Origin of the sequence: Mycobacterium senriense (genome assembly GCF_019668465.1) — a bacterium.
Lineage (GTDB): Bacteria > Actinomycetota > Actinomycetes > Mycobacteriales > Mycobacteriaceae > Mycobacterium > Mycobacterium senriense.
This window is the reverse complement of the sequence record NZ_AP024828.1, coordinates 5,278,289-5,298,959: the sequence shown is the minus strand read 5'-3', so window position 1 is coordinate 5,298,959 and position 20,671 is coordinate 5,278,289. Positions and strand designations below refer to the sequence as shown.

The window sequence follows — 20,671 nt, the reverse complement described above, 5'->3', positions numbered from 1 at the left end:
CTTTTTACGACATTACAGTGTTGCTACACTTTCTAATCCTTAGCCGCCGAGAGGTCCGGAAACCATCCGGGAAGGGGCGATATGGCAGCCGAAAACGCCACAGTTGACGAGTCATTGGACGTCATCACCGATGCCCTGCTGACGGCCTCCCGTCTGCTGATGGCAATCTCGGCTCGGTCCGTCGGGCAGGTCGACGAGACCATCACCATCGCGCAGTTCCGGACGCTGGTGATCCTGTCCAACCGCGGTCCGGTCAACCTGGCCACCCTGGCCGGTTTGCTGGGCGTGCAGCCGTCGGCCACCGGCCGGATGGTGGACCGGTTGGTCGCTGCCGGGCTGATCGACCGCTTGCCGCACCCGACGTCGCGGCGCGAGCTGCTCGCCGCGCTCACCACACGCGGCCGCGACGTCGTCCACCAGGTCACCGCGCACCGGCGGGCCGAGATCGCGGCCATTGTGGCGAAGATGCCGCCGCCGGAGCGGCACGGGCTGGTGCGGGCCTTGACGGCCTTCACCGCCGCCGGGGGCGAGCCCGACGTCCACCTGGACGCCGACATCGGCCTGTAGCCCGACGCGGGTCGCCACCATCGGGCCTAGTCGGTCCGCTTCCGGGCGGTCACCAGCAGGTACTCCCAGCCCATCGTGCCGTTGGCCAGGTGCTGCTGTGCGAGTTCGACCAGCTGGGCGTCGAGCTCGGCGGCCAGCACCCGGTTGTGGCCGATGTTCGCGTACGCCTCGATCGTCGGGCCGTAGTGCTGCTTGAAGTAGGCGTGCACGGCCTCGGCGCTGTCGAACCGGTTGACCGCCAACATGCCTCGCGTCGTGGCGATTTCGCCGATCTGATCGCCGAGCAGCGCAGCGACGTAACGCGGGCGCCCCCAGAGCGCGGCCGGCGGCACGGGGTGCGACAGGCTCGGGCGGTACGGCCGGATGGTGGCGAGCATGCGGCCGAAGAATCCCTCGGGGGTCCAGCTGATCACGCCGATCGTGCCGCCCGGCCGGCAGACCCGGACCAGTTCGGCGGCGGCGCGCTGCTGGTCGGGGGCGAACTGCACGCCGATCGCGGACATGACGACGTCGAACTCGCCGTTGCCGAACGGCAGCGCCTGCGCGTTGGCTTCGCGGTAGTCGATGGTCAACCCCCGGGCCTCCGCCCTGGCCTGCGAGCGCCGCAACAGCTCCGGGGTGAGGTCGGTGGAGACGACGCTGGCACCCGTGGCGGCGGCCGGCAGCGAGATGTTGCCCGAGCCGGCGGCGACGTCGAGGACCCGCACGCCGGGCCCGATGCCGGTGGCTTTGACCAGGGCGGGGCCGAGGGGAGCCATCACTTCCTCGGCCATCAGGGCGTAGTCGCCCAGCGCCCATACCGTGCGATGCGTGGCGGCCACCGAGGCGTCGCTGATCGTGGTGTCGAGGGTCATCTAGACCTCCTTGAGAAGGGGAACGGTTGTCTTTCGACCTCGTTGTCGACGCGAATCGGCGGTGCGTTCGCACCGGCAGTTAATGGCTGACAGAAATAATAGCCATAGGCAATAGTGTACGCGCGCACGTTCTGGCGGCTCGGGCGGGTCGGGCCCGCGCCCGGCGCTTCCTAGACTGGGCCGGTGCGTCTTGTCTTCGCCGGAACCCCCGAACCCGCGCTACCCGCACTGCGCCGCCTCGTCGACTCACCGCGTCACGAGGTGGTCGCGGTGCTGACCCGGCCCGACGCCGCCGTCGGGCGGCGCGGTAGGCCCGAGCCGTCGGCGGTGGCCCGCGAAGCGCTCGATCGCGGGATTCCGGTGCTGCGGCCGTCGCGGCCCAACTCGGACGAGTTCGTCGCGGAGCTGTCGGAGTTGGCGCCGGATTGCTGCGCGGTCGTGGCCTACGGCGCGCTGCTGCGCGACGGCCTGCTGGCCGTGCCCCCGCGGGGCTGGATCAACCTGCACTTCTCGCTGCTGCCCGCCTGGCGCGGCGCCGCGCCGGTGCAGGCGGCCATCGCCGCGGGCGACAGCATCACCGGTGCCTCGACGTTCCAGATCGAGCCGAGCCTGGACTCCGGTCCGATCTTCGGAGTCGTGACCGAGACGATCCGGCCGACCGACACCGCCGGGGAATTGCTTGAGCGACTGGCTATTTCGGGTGCGGCGCTGCTGTCGACCACGCTGGACGGCATCGCCGACGCGACGCTGACACCGGTGCCGCAGCCCGCGGACGGGGTCAGCGTCGCACCCAAGATCACCGTTGAGCAGGCCCGGGTGCGCTGGGACCTGCCGGCGCTGGTCGTGGATCGTCGCATTCGCGCCGTCACGCCCAACCCCGGCGCGTGGACGCTGGTCGGCGACCTGCGGATCAAACTGGGACCGGTGCAGGTTGCCGCCGCCTCCGCGCTGCCGGCGCCGCCAGAACCGTTGCCGCCCGGTGCTATTCACGTCGACCGCAAGAGCGTCTGGGTCGGCACGGGCTCCGATCCGGTGCGGCTGGACCAGATCCAACCGCCCGGCAAGAAATTCATGAACGCGGTCGACTGGGCGCGCGGTGCCCGGCTCGACTCAGCGGTGCGGGCGACATGAGCACCGGGCGCGACAGACCGCAGCGCGGCCGGCCGGAACGCAAGCCGCCGGGCCCGCAGCAGCGTGACCGCCGGCCCCAGCAGCGCGACCGCCGGCCGCCCCGCCGGCCCCTGGACCCGGCCCGCGCCGCCGCGTTCGACGTGCTTCGGGCGGTGAGCGAACGCGATGCCTACGCGAACCTGGCGCTGCCCGCGCTGCTGCGCGAACGCGGAATCACCGGCCGCGACGCCGCATTCGCCACCGAACTCACCTACGGCACCTGCCGCGCCCGGGGCCTGCTCGATGCCGTCATCGGCGCGGCCGCCGGGCGCACGCCGCAGGCCATCGACCCGGTGTTGCTCGACCTGCTGCGCCTCGGCGCGTATCAGTTGCTGCGCACCCGGGTCGACGCGCACGCCGCGGTGTCCACCACAGTCGAGCAGGCCGGAATCGAATTCGATTCGGCGCGAGCGGGTTTCGTCAACGGGGTGCTGCGCACCATCTCCGGGCGCGACGAGCAGTCCTGGGTCGCCGAACTGGCCCCCGACGCGGCGCAGGATCCGGTCGGGCACGCCGCGTTCGTGCATGCCCACCCCCGGTGGATCGCCCAGGCCTTCGCCGATGCGTTGGGCGCGGCCGCGACCGAACTGCACGCGGTGCTGGCCAGCGACGACGAGCGACCCCAGGTGCACCTGGCCGCCCGGGCCGGCGCGCTGACCGCCGCCGAACTGGCCGACGCGGTGGACGGGACCGTCGGGCGCTATTCGCCGTACGCGGTGTACCTGGCGGGCGGCGACCCCGGGCGGCTGGCGCCGGTGCGCGACGGTCTCGCGCTGGTCCAGGACGAGGGCAGCCAGCTGGTGGCCCGGGCGCTGACCCTGGCCCAGGTCGACGGCGACAGCGGCCGATGGCTGGACCTGTGCGCCGGGCCGGGCGGGAAGGCGGCGCTGCTGGCGTCGCTCGGCGTGGAGCAGCACCCGGAGTCCGGGTTCCGGCTCACGGCGGTGGAGCCCGCGCCGCGCCGCGCCGACCTGGTCGTCGAGAACACCCGCGGCCTGCCGGTCGACGTGCTGCGGGTGGACGGGCGCCAGACGGGGCTGGAGCCGACGTTCGACCGGGTGCTCGTCGACGCGCCCTGTACCGGGCTGGGGGCGCTGCGCCGACGCCCGGAGGCGCGGTGGCGGCGGCAGCCCGCCGACGTGGCCACGTTGACCAAACTGCAGCGCGAGTTGCTGGGCGCCGCGATCGCGCTGACCCGCCCCGGCGGCGTGGTGCTCTACGCCACGTGCTCGCCACACCTGGCCGAGACCGTCGGCGTGGTCGCCGACGCGCTGCGCCGCCACCCGGTGAGCGCGCTGGACACCCGGCCGTTGTTCGAGCCCGTCGCCGACCTGGGGGACGGGCCGTACGTCCAGCTGTGGCCGCACCGGCACGGCACCGACGCGATGTTCGCGGCCGCGCTGCGCCGCGAGGCGGGGTAGCGCGGCCGCGCCAGATGTGAAGGGGGCCGCGCGGCTCAGTAGTCTGGCGCTCATGCCTCGCAACCCGGAACCGTCGAAGGGGCCGCTGATCGCGCCGTCGATCCTTTCCGCTGACTTCTCCCGGCTCGCCGACGAAGCCGCCGCCGTGACCGGCGCAGACTGGCTGCACGTCGACGTGATGGACAACCACTTCGTGCCGAATCTGACCATCGGGCTGCCGGTGGTGGAAAGCCTGCTCGCCGCCACCACCATCCCGATGGACTGCCACCTGATGATCGAGAACCCCGACCGCTGGGCGCCCCCCTACGCGGAGGCAGGCGCGTACAACGTCACCTTCCATGCCGAGGCCACCCAGAATCCGATCGGGGTGGCCCGCGATATCCGCGCCGCCGGCGCCAAAGCGGGGATCAGCGTCAAGCCGGGAACCCCACTGGAGCCCTACCTGGAAATCCTGCCGCAGTTCGACACCCTGCTCATCATGTCGGTGGAGCCAGGTTTCGGCGGCCAGAGCTTCATCCCCGAGGTGCTGAGCAAGGTGCGCACTGCGCGCAAGCTCATCGAGGCGGGGGAGTTGACGATCCTCGTCGAGATCGACGGCGGCATCAACGCCGACACCATCGAGCAGGCCGCCGAGGCCGGCGTCGATTGCTTCGTCGCCGGGTCGGCCGTGTACGGCGCCGACGACCCGGGGGCCGCGATCGACGCGTTGCGGCGCCAGGCCGCAAGCGCATCCCCGCACCTGCGTCGATGACCCTTCCGCCGGACGACCGCCTGGAGGCCGCGATGCGCCTGGCGATCGACCAGTCCAACCACGTCAAGGGGACCACGTACCCGAACCCGCCGGTGGGGGCGGTCATCCTGGGCGCCGGTGGCGAGGTGGTCGGCGTCGGCGCCACCGCACCGCCCGGTGGCGATCACGCCGAGATCCTGGCGCTGCGGCGGGCCGGCGATCTGGCGGTCGGGGGCACCGCGGTGGTCACCCTCGAGCCGTGCAACCACTACGGCAGAACCCCGCCCTGTGTGAACGCCCTGCTCGACGCGAAGGTGGGCACCGTGGTGTACGCCGTCGCCGACCCGAACCCCGAGGCGGCCGGTGGGGCGGCCCGGCTCGAGGAGGCCGGCGTCGCGGTGCAGTCCCGGGTGCTGGCCGACGAGGTGACCGGCGGCCCGCTGCGGGAGTGGCTGCACAAGCAACGGACCGGGCTGCCGCATCTGACCTGGAAATACGCCAGCAGCGTCGATGGCCGCAGCGCGGCCGCGGACGGTTCCAGCCAGTGGATTTCCAGCGAGGCCTCGCGGCTGGATCTGCATCGCCGGCGCGCGGCCGCCGGCGCGATCGTGGTGGGCACCGGGACCGTGCTGGCCGACGACCCGGCGCTGACCGCGCGGCTGCCCGACGGCTCGCTGGCCGACCGGCAACCGCTGCGAGTGGTCGTCGGGATGCGTGAAATACCTTCGGAGGCAAAGGTCCTCAACGACGATTCGCGCACCATGCTGATCCGCACGCACGACCCGATGGAGGTGCTCAGGGCCGTGTCCGACCGCACCGACGTGCTGCTGGAGGGCGGCCCGACGCTCGCGGGTGCCTTCCTGCGGGCCGGGATGGTCAACCGGATTCTGGCCTACGTGGCGCCGACGCTGCTGGGCGGCCCCGTCACCGTGGTCGACGACGTGGGCGTGTCCACGATCGCGCGGGCGCTGCGCTGGCAATTCGACGGCATCGACCGGGTCGGGCCCGACCTGTTGCTCAGCCTGGTGCCGCGCAGCGGCTAGCGCTCACCCAGCGAAACCGGTTGCGGCTCGGCGATTTCCGGCTCCTCGGCGTGTTCCTTGCGGCCGCCGAGCAGCAGACCCAGCAGCGCCCCCAAGATACAGATCACCACGGTGGCCTCGAAGATGTCGCCGTACATCATGGCGAAGGCCTTGAGGTACATGGTGCCCTGCGCGGCGATGCGCTCCAGCAGGCTGGCATTGGCCGGGATCGCGGCGGTCAGGCCCGCCACGATCTGGTTGAACCGGTACAGGCCCCACGCGGTGAGCCCGGCGACCCCGATCAGCATGCCGGTCATCCGGGCCACCACCACCGCCGCCGAGGCGATGCCGTGTTCGGCCGATGGGACAACCCGCAGCGCCGCAGAGGTCAGCGGCCCGATCACCAGGCCCAGGCCCAGGCCGGCCACCAGCAGATCGGCATGCAAGATGGGGACGCTGAACAGCCCGAAAATGTTGTGCTTATGGCTCAGCACGTCTTGGCGCCAGAAGTGAATCAGCCAGTAACCGTAGGCCGCGATGAGCAGCCCGACGAAGGTCATGATGCGGTCACCGATCCGGGTGGCGATCCACCCGCCCAGCACCGCCCCGATCGGCAGCGCGATCAGGAACCACAACAGCAACCCGGCGGCCTGCGTCTCGTCCATCTGCAGCACGCCCTGGCCGAACAGCTCCACGTCGACCAGAGTCACCATCAGCGCGGCACCGGCGAACAGCGAGGCGCCCAGCGCGGCCAGGAACGGGCGGAAGTGCACGCCCGACGGTTCGATCAGCCGGGTGCGCGCGAAACGCTCCCAGAGCAGGAACAACACCGCGACCACAACCGCGCCGATGACCAGCGGCAACCCGTAGCTCGGCAGGATCTGCTTGCCGTCGGGTTGCGGGTTGTACAGACCGATGACGGCGAGGCCCAGGGCGACCGCCAGCAGCACGCCACCGACCAGGTCGATCTTCTCCGGCTCCTCCACCCGTTCGTGCGACGGCAGGCTGAACTGGATCATCACCATCGCGATGAGGGTCAGCGGCACGTTGATCCAGAAGACGTAGCGCCAGTCGTGGGTGAGGAAGACGATGAAGATCCCGTACAGCGGGCCCAGCACGCTGCCGAGCTCCTGCGCGGCCCCGATGCCGCCCAGCACCCCGGCGCGGTTGCGCTGCGCCCACAGATCGGCGCCCAGGGCTAGGGTGACCGGCAACAGCGCGCCGCTGGCCACGCCCTGGATGGTTCGGCCGCCGACCAGCAGGTGGAAATCCCCCCAATGGCCGGCCAGCGCGGTGACCACCGAGCCGACGATGAACAGAGCCAGGCTGACCTGCAGCACCAGCTTGCGGCCGAACCGGTCGGAGGCGCGGCCCAACAGCGGCATGGCGGCGATGTAGCCCAGCAGGTACATCGTGATGATCCAGGTGATGCGCTGCAGCTGGTTGATCGGGATGTGGACGTCGGTCATGATGTCGCGCATGATCGTCACGACGACATAGGCGTCCAGGGCGCCCAGCAGGACCGCCAGGCTGCCCGCGCTGATCGCTATGCGGCGCCCGGTCTGGTGCCCGGTCGGGGCTGCGGTCTCCGCGGTCACGAGCTCACCGGGGGCTTGGTGACCTGAACCTGCTCGCCCCAGTTGGACAGGGTGATCTGGGCGGCGTTGCCCGAGCTCTTCTGCAGATTGGCCTGGACCAGCTCGTGGTCGCCGCCTTCCTGGACCCACACCGTGCTCGGCACCGGCTGCGTCGCGTTGAACTGCGGCACGATCTTGTTCACCGCGTCGGCCGAGACGTTGCCGGTGATGCGGATGGTGTTCTGCCCGTTGATGTTTTCGCGGCCCTCGGACTTGGCGTTGCTGAAGTTGGCCAGCGCGTTGCCCAGCCCGTTGTCGGGGTTCAGCAGCACCGAGACGTCGTAGACGTCGGAGGCCTTGCCGAAATCACTCCACTTGTTCGGGGTGAGGGTGGCGTACAGGGTTCCGTCGAGCACCACGAAGTTGGCGTCGATGTCGGAGCCGCCCAGGGTGATCGTGGCGTTGCCCGACGCGGCGGTGGCCGGTGCCGTGGTGAGGTCGCCGGTCAGCGTCTTGATGGGTAGCCCGGGGATCTTGCCCTGGATGCTCAGCGCGATGTGCGCGCTCTGCACCTTCTTGGTGGCGTCGGCCGACTGCTTGACCAAGGTGGTGCCGTCGGGGAGCGGCGCGCCGCTCTGCTTTGAGCCCGACGAACAGCCGGCGATCAAGGCGGTGGCGAGGGTCAGGGATGCGATGACGGCCGATATACGGCGGCGGGTCTGCATACTCTGCATCGTAGAGGGTGCCGGTGACTGCACTGATGAACGCGGGGTGCCAGTGTCGTCGGGGCGCGGGTGTTTGCCCTGCTCATCACCGTGAGTGGGGGCCAATTAGCCTAAGAGGATGTTTACCGGAATTGTCGAGGAACTCGGCGAGGTGACGGCTCGCGACGTCCTTTCGGACGCCGCACGGCTAACCATCCGCGGTGCCGTGGTGACCGCCGACGCGGGTCATGGCGATTCGATCGCCGTCAACGGCGTGTGCCTGACCGTCGCCGAGCTGTTACCCGGCGGTCAGTTCACCGCCGACGTGATGGCCGAATCGCTCAACCGGTCCAACTTGGGCGAATTGCAGGTCGGCAGCCGGGTCAACCTGGAGCGTGCCGCGGCCGTCAACAGCCGACTTGGCGGGCACATCGTGCAGGGGCACGTCGACGGGACCGGGCGCATCGTGGGCCGGACGCCGTCGGAGCACTGGGAAGTGGTGCGCATCGAGATGCCGGCCGAGGTGGCCCGCTACGTCGTGGAGAAGGGGTCGATCACCGTCGACGGGATTTCGTTGACCGTGTCCGGGTTGGGCGACGAGCCGGGGGACTGGTTCGAGGTCTCGCTGATCCCCACCACCCGCGAATTGACCACGCTGGGCCGCGTCCCGGTCGGCACGCAGGTGAACCTCGAGGTCGACGTCATCGCGAAATACGTCGAGCGGTTGATGGCCCGCTGACGACGGGCTCGCAGCATGAGGTGCCGTCAACCTTTCCCACGATCACTCCCATCGGGCGATCACCTGGCCGGCGAAATCAACCAATTGGTCAAGGCTGGGGAACATCGCGAAGGCATCCACGATCGCCTCATCGACACCGGACCTGGCCAGGCGCTCGAGCCTGTCGGCAACCGAGTCGATGGACGTGCCCGGTTCGAGGTTGATCCGCATGGCCGTCTTCAGTGCGTCGGGATCGCGGCCGGCGTCCTGCGCCGCGCGGCGGGCAATCGACCACAGGCGGTCGGTGACCTCGTCCTGCAGGCCCTCGACGCCGAGCCAGCCGGTGCCGCTGCGGCCGACCCGGCGCATGGCGGCCTCGCTGGCACCGCCGATCCAGATGGGCGGACCGCCGGCCTGCACCGGGCGCAGGTCGGCATGGACCGGCGGCAGCGAGAAGAACTCGCTGTCCCAGGACACCGGAGTGGTTGTCCACCACTCGTGCAGGAACGCCAGCAGGTCATCGAGCATCCGCCCGCGCCGGCGCCAGTCCGCGCCGCGGGCGATGTCGTGCTCGTCCTTCATCCACCCGACTCCCACGCCAACGTCGAGGCGGCCGTCGCTGAGCACGTCGAGCGTGGTCAGCAGCCGGGCCAGGTGCACCGGCTCGTAGTAGAACGTGCTGAGCGTGCTGGAGTTCAGCCGCACCCGGCTGGTCGCCGCCGCGGCGACCGTCCACAGCAGCACCGGATCGAGGTAACGGGTCATCTGCGGCGGGTACGGCTGCTCTTTGCCCGGATAGACGCTGTGCATATCGACCGGGGTGACCAGTCGATCACCGACCCACAGGGTGTCGTAGCCGAGGTCCTCCAGTCCGCGGCAGAACGCGCTTAGACCAGCGGCGCTGCTGATCGCGGGCCCGACTATGGGAAGTGCGTAACCAAGTTTCATCGCGGGAAAGCCTCTCCAATCGAGTGGTTGATCGATCAACCCTTAATGGGGCGCACGGCACCCGTGTTCGTCCACGGCGTGGACCGGTGGCCGTGCGGCTCAGCCGGGAACGACGCCGAGGGCGAAGTCGAAGTTCCCCACCCCGTGGCGGGCGAGGCCCATCATGACCAGGCCCGTTGCTTCCAGCCAGTGCGCCATGTTCAAGTCGCCGACGTCCAGCGGGCGCAGGCCGAGGCTTTCGATGAACTCCGCCACGCCTGACTTCGCGCGCGCGTCGTCGCCGGCGATGAAGACGTCGAGCGGCCGGCCCTGGGCCAGGACAACACCGAAGATGGTGTTGAACGCCTTGACCACGCTGGCGCTGGCCGGGGCGGCCTTGGCAACTTCCTGCGCGATCGAGGTGTCATCGGGAATGGCCAGCCCGTCGGCCGCGGAATTGAAGGGGTTGCTGATGTCGACGATGACCTTGCCCGCGAGCGCGTCTCCGTACTGGGCGACGACCGGAACGACATCGGCGTACAACACGGCCACGATGACGATGTCCCCGGTCGGGGCGGCGCCGAACTCTCCGGTCGTGGCGCTGCCGCCGAGAGCCTTGGCCAGGTCAGCGGCCTTGGTCTGATCGCGGCCGATGACCTCGACGGTGTTGCCGCCCGCTACGGCGAGCGCGCCGATGGCGCGGGCCATGTTCCCGGTGCCAATGATGCTGATGCTGCTCATGAGGTGTCCCGTCTTGGTTTGATGGGGAAAAGGTTGACTAGTCCACCTTAAGCTCGGTTTGGTGACGCGTCAACCAATCGGGGGTAACATCGCGGCTGATGGAACCGAACTGGCTGAACCCTCGTGAAGACCGCGCCTGGCGGGCCTTTCAGCACGCGCATCATCAGCTCGACGTGCACCTGAACCGGGGCCTGCAGGAAGCGGGCCTGTCAGGGGCCGACTACGAGATCCTGGCGGTGCTGTCGGGTCACGACGGGGACCGCATGCCCGCACGCGACCTGTGCAAGATACTGGGCTGGGAGAAGAGTCGTGTTTCCCACCAGGTGCGGCGCATGCAGAAGGACGGGCTGATCTGCCGCGAGTCCAACCCCGACGACGCCCGCAGCACCATGGTCTGCCTGCTGCCGGCCGGCCGCGCCGCCATCGAGAATGCGGCGCCCGGGCACGTGGCGGACGTCCGCCGGAACTTCATCGACCTGCTCACCCCGGCTGAGCTCGACATGCTCGCCGCCCTCAACGAGCGAGTCCTGCGCCACCTGGCCAAAGACGGCGACTCTCCGGCCGAAGACCAGCCCTCATAGCTTCATCAGCCGCGAGACCTTCATGCCGACGCGGGGGCAGCTGGGGAATCATCGCGGCCCGCTGGATCACGGGACGAGCAAAACAGGCCACCGGCCAACGGCGGGATCGCCGTGGCGGCGGCCTGCTTTGGGATCAGCCGTGGATTACAGCGGCATCCACACGGGGCCGTTCCAGTATCCCCAACCATTCGCCTGGGGATTCCACACGACCTGAGCCCACGGTGCCCACGGCGGTGGTCCGGGCGGCGGCGGTGCCCACGGCGGGGCTCCTTCGTAACCTGCAGGGCCGCCGTAATTGTCGTCCCAGTCACGGCAGTTGTTCCAGTTCTGGTAAGGGCCCCAGCCTGGGTCCCACTGATCGCCCGGGCACCAGTGGTGGTGGTACATGGGCGGAGGCGGAGGCGCCGCCGCGGCGGTGCCCGTGGACAGTCCGAGCGCGGACATGGCCAAGCCGCCGGCGGCGAGCGCGCCGGTACACAGCCGGACCCACGGTCGTGTTTGCGTGTTGGTATTCATGCGGCTGTATTTCCCCGCGGGAATGCGCTCGAAACCCGTTTCCGCCGTTTGCTCATGTCAAATATTTGGCACAGCCAACACATATCCGTTGCAAAGCGTTCACGGGTATACGGGCTTTTCATCGGGTTATTTATGGCACCAAGTGACGATATCGGTGGCGAGGCGAACCATTCTTGACAGTGAGATCCTGTTTGCGAGGCGACCGTGCATCCGTATCGGAACGGTTGCCTTCCCCCGCGGCGAATAGCGCGTCGGCCGGGGCGGCGCCGGGTATCTCCGGGCGGCGAAAAGTGTGATCTCGGCAACGATTACGCGAGTGCCGCCGTGGATGGCGAGGCCCCGTCCTGCATCGGGAGGCCGGTGGGATCCGCTGCGACGAGAATAGGGCGCGCTCTCGGAAGTGGTCAGGCCGTCGGCGTGGCCGGCGCACGCGGTGGCGCAACGCGATCCGGGACCGTCCCGCTGATCAAGCCGTGGCAATAACGGCGGCGCCGCCGTGGTTCATACTGAATGCAACACGTGGGCTTCTCGTGTGAGCCGTTTCGACAGTGTTCCCGCCGGACAGCGGGAACGGCGAGGTAGCAAAGATGACGAGGTTGGACTCCGTCGAAAGGGCGGTTGCCGACATTGCGGCCGGCAAGGCCGTCATCGTCATTGACGACGAGGACCGCGAGAACGAGGGCGATCTGATCTTCGCCGCCGAGAAGGCGACGCCGGAGATGGTGGCGTTCATGGTCCGCTACACCTCGGGATACCTGTGCGTACCGCTGGACGGCGAGGTCTGCGACCGACTGGGCCTGCTGCCGATGTACGCGGTAAACCAGGACAAGCACGGCACCGCCTACACCGTCACCGTCGACGCAAGACGGGGTGTGGGCACCGGGATTTCGGCCTCGGACCGGGCCACCACGATGCGGCTGCTGGCCGATCCCACCAGCATCGCCGACGACTTCACCCGGCCGGGTCACGTGGTTCCGTTGCGCGCCAAGGACGGTGGCGTGCTGCGCCGTCCCGGTCACACCGAGGCCGCCGTCGACCTGGCCCGCCTGGCCGGGCTGCAGCCCGCGGGCGCCATCTGCGAGATCGTCAGCCAAAAGGACGAGGGCTCGATGGCGCAGACCGACGAACTGCGGGTCTTCGCCGACGAACACGACCTCGCGATGATCACCATCGCCGACCTGATCGAGTGGCGCCGCAAGCACGAGAAGCACATCGCCCGGATCGCCGAGGCCCGGATACCGACGCGGCACGGCGAGTTTCGTGCCATTGGCTACGCCAGCATCTACGAAGAGGTCGAGCACGTCGCGCTGGTGCGCGGGGACATCTCCGGGCCGAACGCCGATGGTGACGACGTGCTGGTGCGCGTGCACTCCGAATGCCTGACCGGCGACGTGTTCGGTTCGCGCCGCTGCGATTGCGGGCCGCAGCTGGACGCCGCGATGGCGATGGTCGCCCGCGAGGGACGCGGCATCGTGCTGTACATGCGGGGCCACGAGGGCCGCGGCATCGGGCTGATGCACAAGCTGCAGGCCTATCAGCTGCAGGACGCCGGTGAAGACACCGTCGACGCCAACCTCAAGCTCGGATTGCCGGCCGATGCAAGGGATTACGGCATCGGCGCGCAGATCCTGGTGGACCTCGGGGTGCGTTCGATGCGGCTGCTGACCAACAACCCCGCCAAGCGGGTCGGGCTGGACGGGTACGGCCTGCACATCATCGAGCGGGTGCCGCTGCCGGTGCGCGCCAACGCGGAGAACATCCGCTACCTGATGACCAAGCGGGACAAGATGGGACACGACCTGGCCGGGCTGGACGACTTTCACGAATCCGTCCATCTGCCAGGTGAATTCGGCGGTGCTTTGTGAGCCCTGCCGACGGTGTGCCAGAGGTCCCGCCGCTCGATGCATCCGGCCTGCGACTGGCCCTGGTCGCGAGTACCTGGCACAGCGAAATCTGCGACGCACTGCTGGCCGGTGCCCGCAAGGTGGCTTCGGAATCGGGTATTGACGACCCGACGGTGGTGCGGGTGATCGGCGCCATTGAGATCCCGGTGATTGCCCAGGAACTCACCCGCAACCACGATGCCGTGGTTGCTCTGGGCGTCGTAATCCGGGGTCAGACACCGCATTTCGAGTACGTGTGTGATGCGGTGACTCAGGGCCTGACCCGGGTGTCGTTGGACACTTCCACACCGGTGGCCAACGGTGTGCTGACCACCGACACCGAGGAGCAGGCGCTGGACCGGGCCGGCCTTCCGGAATCGGCCGAGGACAAAGGGGCCCAAGCCACTCTGGCGGCCCTGACCACCGCGCTGACCCTGCGTGAGTTGCGCGCTCAGTCGTGACGTCGCCGCCGGACCGTGAGTCCTGGGATGCGGTGCTGCGTCCCCATCGCACGCCGCTATTCGCCTATGGGGCTGCGTTTTTGATCGCCGCGGCGCATATCGCGGTGGGCCTGCTGCTCAAGGTGAGGTCCACCGGGGTGGTCTTTCAGACCTCAGATCAGGTGGCGATCGCTGTGCTGGGCCTGGTCATCGCCGGCGTGGTGCTGTTGTTCGCGCGGCCGCGGCTGCGAGTGGGACCTGCCGGCGTTTCGGTGAGAAATCTGTTGGACGACAAGCTTATCGAGTGGCCGGACGTTGCAGGCGTGTCTTTTCCGGTGGGTCACCGCTGGGCCCGCATCGACCTGCCCGACGACGAGTACATACCGGTGATGGCGATTCAGGCCGTCGACAAGGGCCGCGCGGTGGACGCCATGGACACGGTCCGCTCGCTGCTGGCGCGCTATCGGCCGGACCTGCAGGCGCACTGAGCGCTCTACCATCGGCCGATGGTAGAGCGCTCAGCAGCCCGAGTCGAAGGCGCTTAGTACTGGGTGCAGTCCGTCATCATTTGCTGGAAGATCGGCAGGGCCTGCTGGGCCCCCTGGTTGTGCTCGATCGCATGCAGCAGGTTCACCCGCTGATCGGGCGACGACGCCAGGTATTGCTGCAAGAACTGCTGGTTCGGCGGCGACTGGTCGAGGTACTGGGCGGCCGTCGGGTTCTCCGCGTGCACCGCCCTCATCGCCTGGTCGTAGCTACAGGTGGTGTGGATCATCGGACCGTAATCGGGATCGGCAGATGCGACCCCGGCCCCAGCGGTCGACGCCAATGCCAGACCGCCGAGCGTGACGGCCAGTTTGGCCAGCGAGCGCTTCATCATTTACGGACTCCCTCCATTGCTTTGCCCCCTCACTCTACGTTGAGCTAAAAGCATTGGTAGCCGGAACGGAAGCCGCCCAAACCGCCGCGACCGCGCGCCGAGCCCGTTACGGTCCTTCTACCTGCCCGGATGTTCCTTCTTCGGTTTCGGGGCTCCAACTGCTCGGCAGCAGCGGCAGGCTCGGGCTGTCGTCCAGAGCAGCGCCGGCAACTGTGGTCAGGCCCACGGGAGCGGCGCCCGACTCCGGAGCGGTGCCGAAGAACCCCATTTTCCCCGCGCCCCGATCCGAGGCCGTCGCATAGGCGGATTCCGCGTCCGAACCATGGTCGAGGTATTCGTAGCGGCGGCCGGGATCGATCAGACCCGTCCGCGGACGCCGGCGGCGCCGGACCTGTTCGCGCCCGGCCGCGGCGGCCGGCGCCGCGACGGCGTCGGGCGCGGGCGACTTCTGGCCGGTCCGCGAGCCGAGGCTCATGTCGGTGCCGGCCCCGAGCCCGGGAGGGCCGACCACATAGGGGTAGCTGAAAGCCGGGACGCCCGGGGCGGGCGGCGCCGGTGCGGCGGCGGGCGCTGCCGATGTCGCGGCGGTCACGGGGGCGGACACCGGTGCGGCGGCCGGGGCCGCAGCGGGCGTGCCGAGACCGGGTGCCATCGCGACGGGCGCTCCCGTGTGCGACGGAGCCGGGGCGGCCACCGCGCCCGGCTGGGTTGGGGCGGGTTGCGCCACGCCGGCCAGCCCCGCCAAACCCGCCGCACCGGCGACGGGGATGAAGGGGGCGATCAGGCCGACGGAGAGCTGCGCCAATTGCGGCACCTGGGTAGTAGGGAATGTGTAGAGCGCCTCGCCCGCCCAGTGCGGAACCTTGGCGGCGAGCAGCGGGTCGGTCATCAGGCTGTTGAGGACTGAGGACGGGTTGGATCCTCCTGACTGGCTCAGGTCCGCGTTCAGTTCCTGGGCGACTTCTTGCACGCGAGTCACCCACCAGCTCAGCTGATCCGCCCCGCCGCCGGCATCCTGGTTGGGCGGGTTGGCCAGCTGGATCGGCGGCGGCGGAGCGGTCGGCGGCACCCACGTCTGCGCGGTCTGGGACACCGCTTCATAGATCGCCATCGTGGTGGCCGCCTGCAGCCACATCCGCAGATAGTCCATTTCGTTGAGCGCGATTGGAATCGTGTTCACGCCAAGGAAGTTCGTCGCCACCAGTTGGGCGAACATGGCGTGGTTGGCTTCCAGCTCTTCCAGCGTCGGCATGGCGGACAGCGCGGCGGTGTAGGCCGCGGCCACGGTATCGGCTTCTAATGCGGCTGCCGAACTGTTGGCACTGTTCTGCAAAAGCCATGCCAGGTACGGCACATGGGCGGCCACGTACGCCTCGGCGCTGGGGCCCTGCCACGTCCCGGCCTGCACCGCCGCCAACAAGTCGCCGAGTTCCTGGGCCGCCGAGTCGTATTCGGCACTCAATGCCTGCCACGCCTGCTCGGCCGCCAGCAGTGATCCGGGTCCCGGGCCGCTGGACAGCGCCGCCGAATGGACTTCCGGCGGGAAGGCGCCCCAGATCGGCATGGTCATCGTTGATCACCCGCGTTCACCCGCGCTGCCATGTCGCGCTCCTCCCGACGGACCGGTCAGCGGCTCGCGTGGTCGGTGGGCGGAGGCTGGCCATGGGCCAGCCAAGCGATAAAGACTGCCGCCACACGGACGGCGACCCGCATGTACCGAAGCCTACGCGGAAAATATCCGCAAATGCGGATAGAAAGCGGTACTTTCACCGGAGATACGAAGCTAACTGTCAGCCTTCGGACAGCCGGGTCAGGAACCCGTTCAGGATCAGCGTCTGTGCCAGCCCGGTCTGCTGCGCCGGGGTCAACCCGGGCAGGTCGCCGACCCGAAACGGCTCGGTGCTGCCGGCGAGGAACAGCATCGCCGCCTCATGGTCGGTGCCGGCGCCGACCGAGAGCTGCGCGAACTGCAGGACGACGCGGTCGTCGACGTGCGCCACCCGCGCATAGAGCGGTTCATACTTCGCGACCAGCGTGTGCCCGTCGATCCCGACGGTGTCGCTGACCCGGCCGACCGGAGGGCATCGGCCTCGCCGGACCAGGACGTCGGCCAGCGCGTCGAGGCTTTCGGTGAGGAGCTCGGGATCCTCCAGGGCGCGCAGGGTGTCGCGCACCAGCTCGCCAAGGCCGGCGCGGGAGGTGGCGTCGTTTTGGTGCCGTGGCGATAAGCGGGCGTGCACGCGCGGGTCGCGCAGACTCAGCGCGTACAGCTCGTGCGTGAGGAGCGTGAGGACGGTGGGGGCATGGAGCCCGATCGTCAGGTGGACCGATGGCTCGGAGCGCGTTTCGGCCGAATGTACTTGGCCGCGCGGCAAATACAGCACGTCGCCGGGTTGCAGGCACACGTCGGTCGGCGACGTGAGCCCATCCGTCCCCACACCCCTGCGCCGCTGGATCTCGTGCGGCGGCACAGCGGCCGCGTCGGACACATGCCACGTCTTGGATCCCTGGATCTGCAGGACCAGCACGTCGTGCGGGTCGTAGTGCGGGGCGAAGCCGGTGGACTTCGGCGGCGTGACGTAGGCGTTCACCCGGGTCGGGAAGTTCAGCTCGACCTCGATGGAATGGGACAACGACGCGATCGTGCGCAGGTAGCGCTCGACCCCATTGATGACGATGGTGTAGCCCTCGGCCAGGCCGTCGCGTGCCCGGGCCGGGTCCAGGCCGCCGTCGGCGCGGCGGTAGGCCGCCGGATCCTTGTCCTCGCCACCCTTGACCAGCCGCACGGCCGACGGTTCCGGCTGCACGTGCTCGAGGAGCTCGTCGGCGGCCGAAGGCCCGGGCAGCAGCCGGTCGAAGTAGCCCGGTCGGCAGCGCTGGATGTGGTGGTGCCTGCTCGCCCAGATCTCGTCGAGGAAGGTGTCGACAGCGAGGGGCTGCAGCAACCAGGCTAGCGAGGACTCGACGGTAATCCCCCTCAGACATCGTGGCGACCGGTATGCACCACAGTAGACCGGCACCCGCACGCGCCCCGCCTTTCTCGGCACCACGGCCGCGGCTACTAGCCTGGATCTGTGCCCGATCCCGCCACCTACCGCCCCGCACCCGGGTCCATCCCGGTCGAGCCCGGCGTCTACCGATTCCGGGATCCGTACGGGCGAGTCATCTACGTCGGCAAGGCCAAGAGCCTGCGCAGCCGGCTGACGTCATACTTCGCCGACATCTCCAGCCTGCACCCGCGAACCCGGCAGATGGTGACCACCGCGGCCAAGGTCGAGTGGACGGTGGTCAACACCGAAGTCGAGGCACTGCAGCTCGAATACAACTGGATCAAAGAGTTCGACCCGCGGTTCAACGTCCGCTACCGCGACGACAAGACCTACCCGGTGCTGGCGGTGACGCTCAACGAGGAGTTCCCGCGGCTGATGGTCTATCGCGGCCCCCGCCGCAAGGGGGTGCGGTATTTCGGGCCGTACTCGCACGCGTGGGCCATCCGGGAAACGCTGGACCTGCTCACCCGGGTGTTTCCGGCTCGCACCTGCTCGGCGGGAGTGTTCAAGCGGCACAAGCAGATCGATCGCCCCTGCCTGCTCGGCTACATCGACAAATGCTCGGCGCCGTGTATCGGCAGGGTCAGCGCGGAACAGCACCGCCAGATCGTGGACGATTTCTGCGACTTCCTGTCCGGCAAGACCGACCGGTTCGCCCGGGAGCTGGAACAGCGGATGAACGCCGCGGCCGAGCAGCTCGATTTCGAGCGGGCCGCGCGGCTGCGCGACGACCTGGCTGCTGTGAAGCGGGCGATGGAGAAACAGGCCGTCGTCCTGGGCGATGGCACCGACGCCGATGTGGTGGCGTTCGCCGACGACGAGCTCGAGGCCGCGGTTCAGGTGTTCCACGTTCGCGGCGGCCGGGTCCGCGGCCAGCGCGGCTGGATCGTCGAAAAGTCCGCCGACCCAGGTGATTCCGGTGAGGAACAGCTGGTGGAGCAGTTCCTGACCCAGTTCTACGGTGACCAGGCCGAATTGGGCGGCGCCGCAGACGAATCGGCGAACCCGGTGCCTCGCGAGGTGCTGGTGCCCTGCCTGCCGTCCAATGCCGGCGAGCTGACCAGTTGGCTGTCCGGCTTGCGCGGATCGCGGGTGGTGCTGCGCGTGCCGCGGCGCGGCGACAAGCGCGCGCTGGCCGAAACCGTGCAGCGCAACGCGAAAGATGCGCTGCAGCAACACAAACTGAGGCGCGCCGGCGACTTCAACGCCAGATCCGCTGCGCTGCAGAACATCCAGGATACCCTCGGCCTGTCCGACGCGCCGCTGCGCATCGAATGCGTGGACATCAGCCATGTTCAGGGCACCGACGTGGTGGGCTCGCTGGTGGTGTTCGAGGACGGGCTGCCGCGCAAGTCGGACTACCGGCATTTCAGCATTCGGGAAGCCGCCGGACAGGGGCGCTCCGACGACGTCGCCTCCATCGCCGAGGTGACCCGGCGCCGCTTCGCGCGGCACCTGAGTGAACAAAACGACCCGAATATGGTTTCGCCGGAAGGGAAGTCTCGCCGGTTCGCCTATCCGCCGAATCTGTACGTCGTCGACGGCGGTGCGCCGCAAGTCAACGCGGCCAGCGCGGTGCTCGAGGAACTCGGCATCACCGACGTCGCGGTGATCGGCCTGGCCAAGCGGCTGGAAGAGGTGTGGGTGCCGTCGGAGCCCGATCCTGTCATCATGCCGCGCAACAGCGAGGGGCTTTATCTGCTGCAACGCGTCCGTGACGAAGCGCACCGGTTCGCGATCACCTACCATCGCAGCAAGCGATCCAAGCGAATGACGGCATCGGTGCTGGATTCGGTGCCCGGATTGGGAGAACATCGCCGCAAGGCACTGGTAAGCCATTTCGGATCGATAGCCCGCCTCAAGGAGGCCACCGTCGACCAGATCACCGCCGTTCCCGGCATCGGGGTGGCAACCGCCACCGCCGTCCTGGAGGCGCTGCGACCCGATCAGTCCGAGGCCGCCCGGTGACGGGCCCAGGTGAGTTCGCGGGTGGCCACTCGGTGGATGCCCCGGCCGGTATCGACGTCGTTCTGGTGACCGGATTGTCCGGCGCCGGGCGGGGCACCGCGGCCAAGGTGCTCGAAGACCTCGGCTGGTATGTGGCGGACAACCTGCCCCCGCAGCTGATCACCCGGATGGTCGATCTCGGTATGGACGCGGGGTCGCGGATCACCCAGCTGGCGGTGGTGATGGACGTGCGGTCGCGCGGCTTCACCGGTGATCTGGACTCGGTGCGCAGGGAGCTGGCGACCCGAAACATCGCCCCGCGGGTGGTTTTCATGGAAGCATCCGACGACATGTTGGTGCGCCGCTACGAGCAGAATCGCCGCAGCCACCCGTTGCAGGGCGATCAGACGCTGGCCGAGGGCATCGCCGCCGAGCGCCGGATGCTGGCCTCCGTTCGCGCCACCGCCGACCTGATCATCGACACCTCGACGCTGTCGGTGCGGGGCCTACGCGAGACCATCGAGCGGGCGTTCGGCGGTGACGCCAGTGCGACCACCAGCGTCACGGTCGAATCGTTCGGCTTCAAGTACGGCCTGCCGATGGACGCCGACATGGTGATGGACGTGCGGTTCCTGCCGAACCCGCACTGGGTTGACGAGTTGCGTCCCCGCACCGGGCAGGACCCCGCGGTGCGTGATTACGTGTTGAGCCAGCCCGGCGCGGCCGAGTTCCTCGACGCCTACCATCGATTGCTATCTCTGGTCGTCGACGGCTACCGCCGGGAGGGCAAGCGTTATATGACGGTCGCCATCGGGTGCACGGGCGGTAAGCATCGCAGCGTCGCGATCGCGGAGGCGTTGATGCAGTTGCTGAACGCCCAGAAGGGCGAAGCGCAACTGTCGGTGCGGGTGCTGCACCGGGATCTGGGCCGCGAATGACCGAG

The 20,671-nt window shown here is 69.0% G+C and carries 21 protein-coding genes; 12 read left to right on the top strand and 9 right to left on the bottom strand.

Going from position 1 to position 20,671, the window contains the following annotated elements:
• The first annotated feature begins 81 nt into the window (after window positions 1-81).
• On the top strand, window positions 82-567 hold the full coding sequence (locus MTY59_RS24540; RefSeq protein WP_221043452.1) for a MarR family winged helix-turn-helix transcriptional regulator: 486 nt from the start codon (window positions 82-84) through the stop codon (window positions 565-567).
• A 26-nt stretch (window positions 568-593) separates the two neighbouring features.
• Here the strand turns inward: MTY59_RS24540 and MTY59_RS24535 are convergent, their stop codons facing one another.
• Window positions 594-1,421 carry a class I SAM-dependent methyltransferase gene (locus MTY59_RS24535; RefSeq protein ID WP_221043451.1) on the bottom strand — a complete coding sequence of 276 codons (828 nt, stop codon included), beginning with the start codon at window positions 1,419-1,421 and terminating at the stop codon, window positions 594-596.
• Between the two features lie 183 nt (window positions 1,422-1,604).
• Here MTY59_RS24535 and fmt point away from each other — a divergent pair, with 183 nt between their 5' ends.
• From fmt to ribD, 4 genes are read left to right on the top strand one after another with little or no spacing between them, the layout of a single operon-like run.
• Window positions 1,605-2,552, top strand: coding sequence for a methionyl-tRNA formyltransferase (gene fmt, locus MTY59_RS24530; protein WP_221043450.1), 948 nt, complete (start codon window positions 1,605-1,607; stop codon window positions 2,550-2,552).
• A complete protein-coding gene (locus tag MTY59_RS24525) occupies window positions 2,549-4,012 on the top strand; it encodes an RsmB/NOP family class I SAM-dependent RNA methyltransferase (RefSeq protein WP_250160657.1) in 1,464 nt (487 codons plus the stop codon). The genes fmt and MTY59_RS24525 overlap by 4 nt, the downstream gene beginning before the upstream one ends.
• Window positions 4,013-4,064: 52 nt before the next feature.
• Window positions 4,065-4,763, top strand: coding sequence for a ribulose-phosphate 3-epimerase (gene rpe / locus MTY59_RS24520; protein ID WP_415823084.1), 699 nt, complete (start codon window positions 4,065-4,067; stop codon window positions 4,761-4,763).
• A complete protein-coding gene (gene ribD, locus MTY59_RS24515; RefSeq protein WP_221043449.1) occupies window positions 4,760-5,785 on the top strand; it encodes a bifunctional diaminohydroxyphosphoribosylaminopyrimidine deaminase/5-amino-6-(5-phosphoribosylamino)uracil reductase RibD in 1,026 nt (341 codons plus the stop codon). Before rpe ends, ribD begins: the two co-directional genes overlap by 4 nt.
• On the opposite strand, the gene MTY59_RS24510 is transcribed toward ribD, so the two are convergent.
• Window positions 5,782-7,362 (bottom strand): MFS transporter, encoded by a 1,581-nt coding sequence (locus tag MTY59_RS24510; RefSeq protein ID WP_221043448.1) that lies wholly within the window; start codon window positions 7,360-7,362, stop codon window positions 5,782-5,784. The genes ribD and MTY59_RS24510 overlap by 4 nt on opposite strands.
• Window positions 7,359-8,066: an LppX_LprAFG lipoprotein gene (locus MTY59_RS24505; protein ID WP_221043447.1), complete on the bottom strand. Its 708-nt coding sequence runs from the start codon at window positions 8,064-8,066 to the stop codon at window positions 7,359-7,361. The genes MTY59_RS24510 and MTY59_RS24505 overlap by 4 nt, the downstream gene beginning before the upstream one ends.
• 118 nt (window positions 8,067-8,184) lie before the next feature.
• On the opposite strand from MTY59_RS24505, the gene MTY59_RS24500 reads away from it, so the two are divergent.
• Window positions 8,185-8,784 carry a riboflavin synthase gene (locus MTY59_RS24500; protein WP_221043446.1) on the top strand — a complete coding sequence of 200 codons (600 nt, stop codon included), beginning with the start codon at window positions 8,185-8,187 and terminating at the stop codon, window positions 8,782-8,784.
• A 42-nt stretch (window positions 8,785-8,826) separates the two neighbouring features.
• Here MTY59_RS24500 and MTY59_RS24495 read toward each other — a convergent pair whose 3' ends face one another.
• Both MTY59_RS24495 and MTY59_RS24490 read right to left on the bottom strand, forming a co-directional pair.
• Window positions 8,827-9,711, bottom strand: a complete 885-nt coding sequence (locus MTY59_RS24495; protein WP_221043445.1) for a TIGR03619 family F420-dependent LLM class oxidoreductase — start codon at window positions 9,709-9,711, stop codon at window positions 8,827-8,829.
• A gap of 99 nt (window positions 9,712-9,810) precedes the next feature.
• On the bottom strand, window positions 9,811-10,431 hold the full coding sequence (locus MTY59_RS24490; protein ID WP_221043444.1) for an NADPH-dependent F420 reductase: 621 nt from the start codon (window positions 10,429-10,431) through the stop codon (window positions 9,811-9,813).
• 98 nt (window positions 10,432-10,529) lie between these two features.
• Between MTY59_RS24490 and MTY59_RS24485 the strand changes: the two genes are divergently transcribed.
• The gene (locus MTY59_RS24485; RefSeq protein ID WP_221043443.1) at window positions 10,530-11,012 is read left to right on the top strand and encodes a MarR family winged helix-turn-helix transcriptional regulator; all 483 of its coding nucleotides are present in this window, start codon (window positions 10,530-10,532) and stop codon (window positions 11,010-11,012) included.
• A gap of 144 nt (window positions 11,013-11,156) precedes the next feature.
• Here the strand turns inward: MTY59_RS24485 and MTY59_RS24480 are convergent, their stop codons facing one another.
• On the bottom strand, window positions 11,157-11,528 hold the full coding sequence (locus MTY59_RS24480; RefSeq protein ID WP_221043442.1) for an Mtp family mycobacterial-type pilin: 372 nt from the start codon (window positions 11,526-11,528) through the stop codon (window positions 11,157-11,159).
• Window positions 11,529-12,115: 587 nt separating this feature from the next.
• Here MTY59_RS24480 and MTY59_RS24475 point away from each other — a divergent pair.
• From MTY59_RS24475 to MTY59_RS24465, 3 genes are read left to right on the top strand one after another with little or no spacing between them, the layout of a single operon-like run.
• Window positions 12,116-13,393, top strand: coding sequence for a bifunctional 3,4-dihydroxy-2-butanone-4-phosphate synthase/GTP cyclohydrolase II (locus MTY59_RS24475; protein ID WP_221043441.1), 1,278 nt, complete (start codon window positions 12,116-12,118; stop codon window positions 13,391-13,393).
• Window positions 13,390-13,872 (top strand): 6,7-dimethyl-8-ribityllumazine synthase, encoded by a 483-nt coding sequence (gene ribH / locus MTY59_RS24470; protein ID WP_221043440.1) that lies wholly within the window; start codon window positions 13,390-13,392, stop codon window positions 13,870-13,872. The genes MTY59_RS24475 and ribH overlap by 4 nt, the downstream gene beginning before the upstream one ends.
• Entirely contained in the window at window positions 13,869-14,339 is a 471-nt protein-coding gene (locus MTY59_RS24465) for a PH domain-containing protein (RefSeq protein ID WP_221043439.1), read from the top strand. The genes ribH and MTY59_RS24465 overlap by 4 nt, the downstream gene beginning before the upstream one ends.
• Before the next feature lie 53 nt (window positions 14,340-14,392).
• On the opposite strand, the gene MTY59_RS24460 is transcribed toward MTY59_RS24465, so the two are convergent.
• From MTY59_RS24460 to MTY59_RS24450, 3 genes are all read right to left on the bottom strand, one after another.
• Window positions 14,393-14,731, bottom strand: coding sequence for a hemophore-related protein (locus MTY59_RS24460; protein WP_221043438.1), 339 nt, complete (start codon window positions 14,729-14,731; stop codon window positions 14,393-14,395).
• Window positions 14,732-14,837: 106 nt separating this feature from the next.
• On the bottom strand, window positions 14,838-16,301 hold the full coding sequence (locus MTY59_RS24455) for a PPE family protein (protein ID WP_221043437.1): 1,464 nt from the start codon (window positions 16,299-16,301) through the stop codon (window positions 14,838-14,840).
• Between the two features lie 220 nt (window positions 16,302-16,521).
• Entirely contained in the window at window positions 16,522-17,703 is a 1,182-nt protein-coding gene (locus MTY59_RS24450; protein ID WP_221046640.1) for a cupin domain-containing protein, read from the bottom strand.
• Window positions 17,704-17,805: 102 nt separating this feature from the next.
• On the opposite strand from MTY59_RS24450, the gene uvrC reads away from it, so the two are divergent.
• Window positions 17,806-19,749, top strand: a complete 1,944-nt coding sequence (uvrC, locus tag MTY59_RS24445; RefSeq protein ID WP_221043436.1) for an excinuclease ABC subunit UvrC — start codon at window positions 17,806-17,808, stop codon at window positions 19,747-19,749.
• Window positions 19,746-20,666 (top strand): RNase adapter RapZ, encoded by a 921-nt coding sequence (rapZ, locus tag MTY59_RS24440; protein WP_221043435.1) that lies wholly within the window; start codon window positions 19,746-19,748, stop codon window positions 20,664-20,666. Before uvrC ends, rapZ begins: the two co-directional genes overlap by 4 nt.
• The last annotated feature ends 5 nt before the right edge of the window (window positions 20,667-20,671 follow it).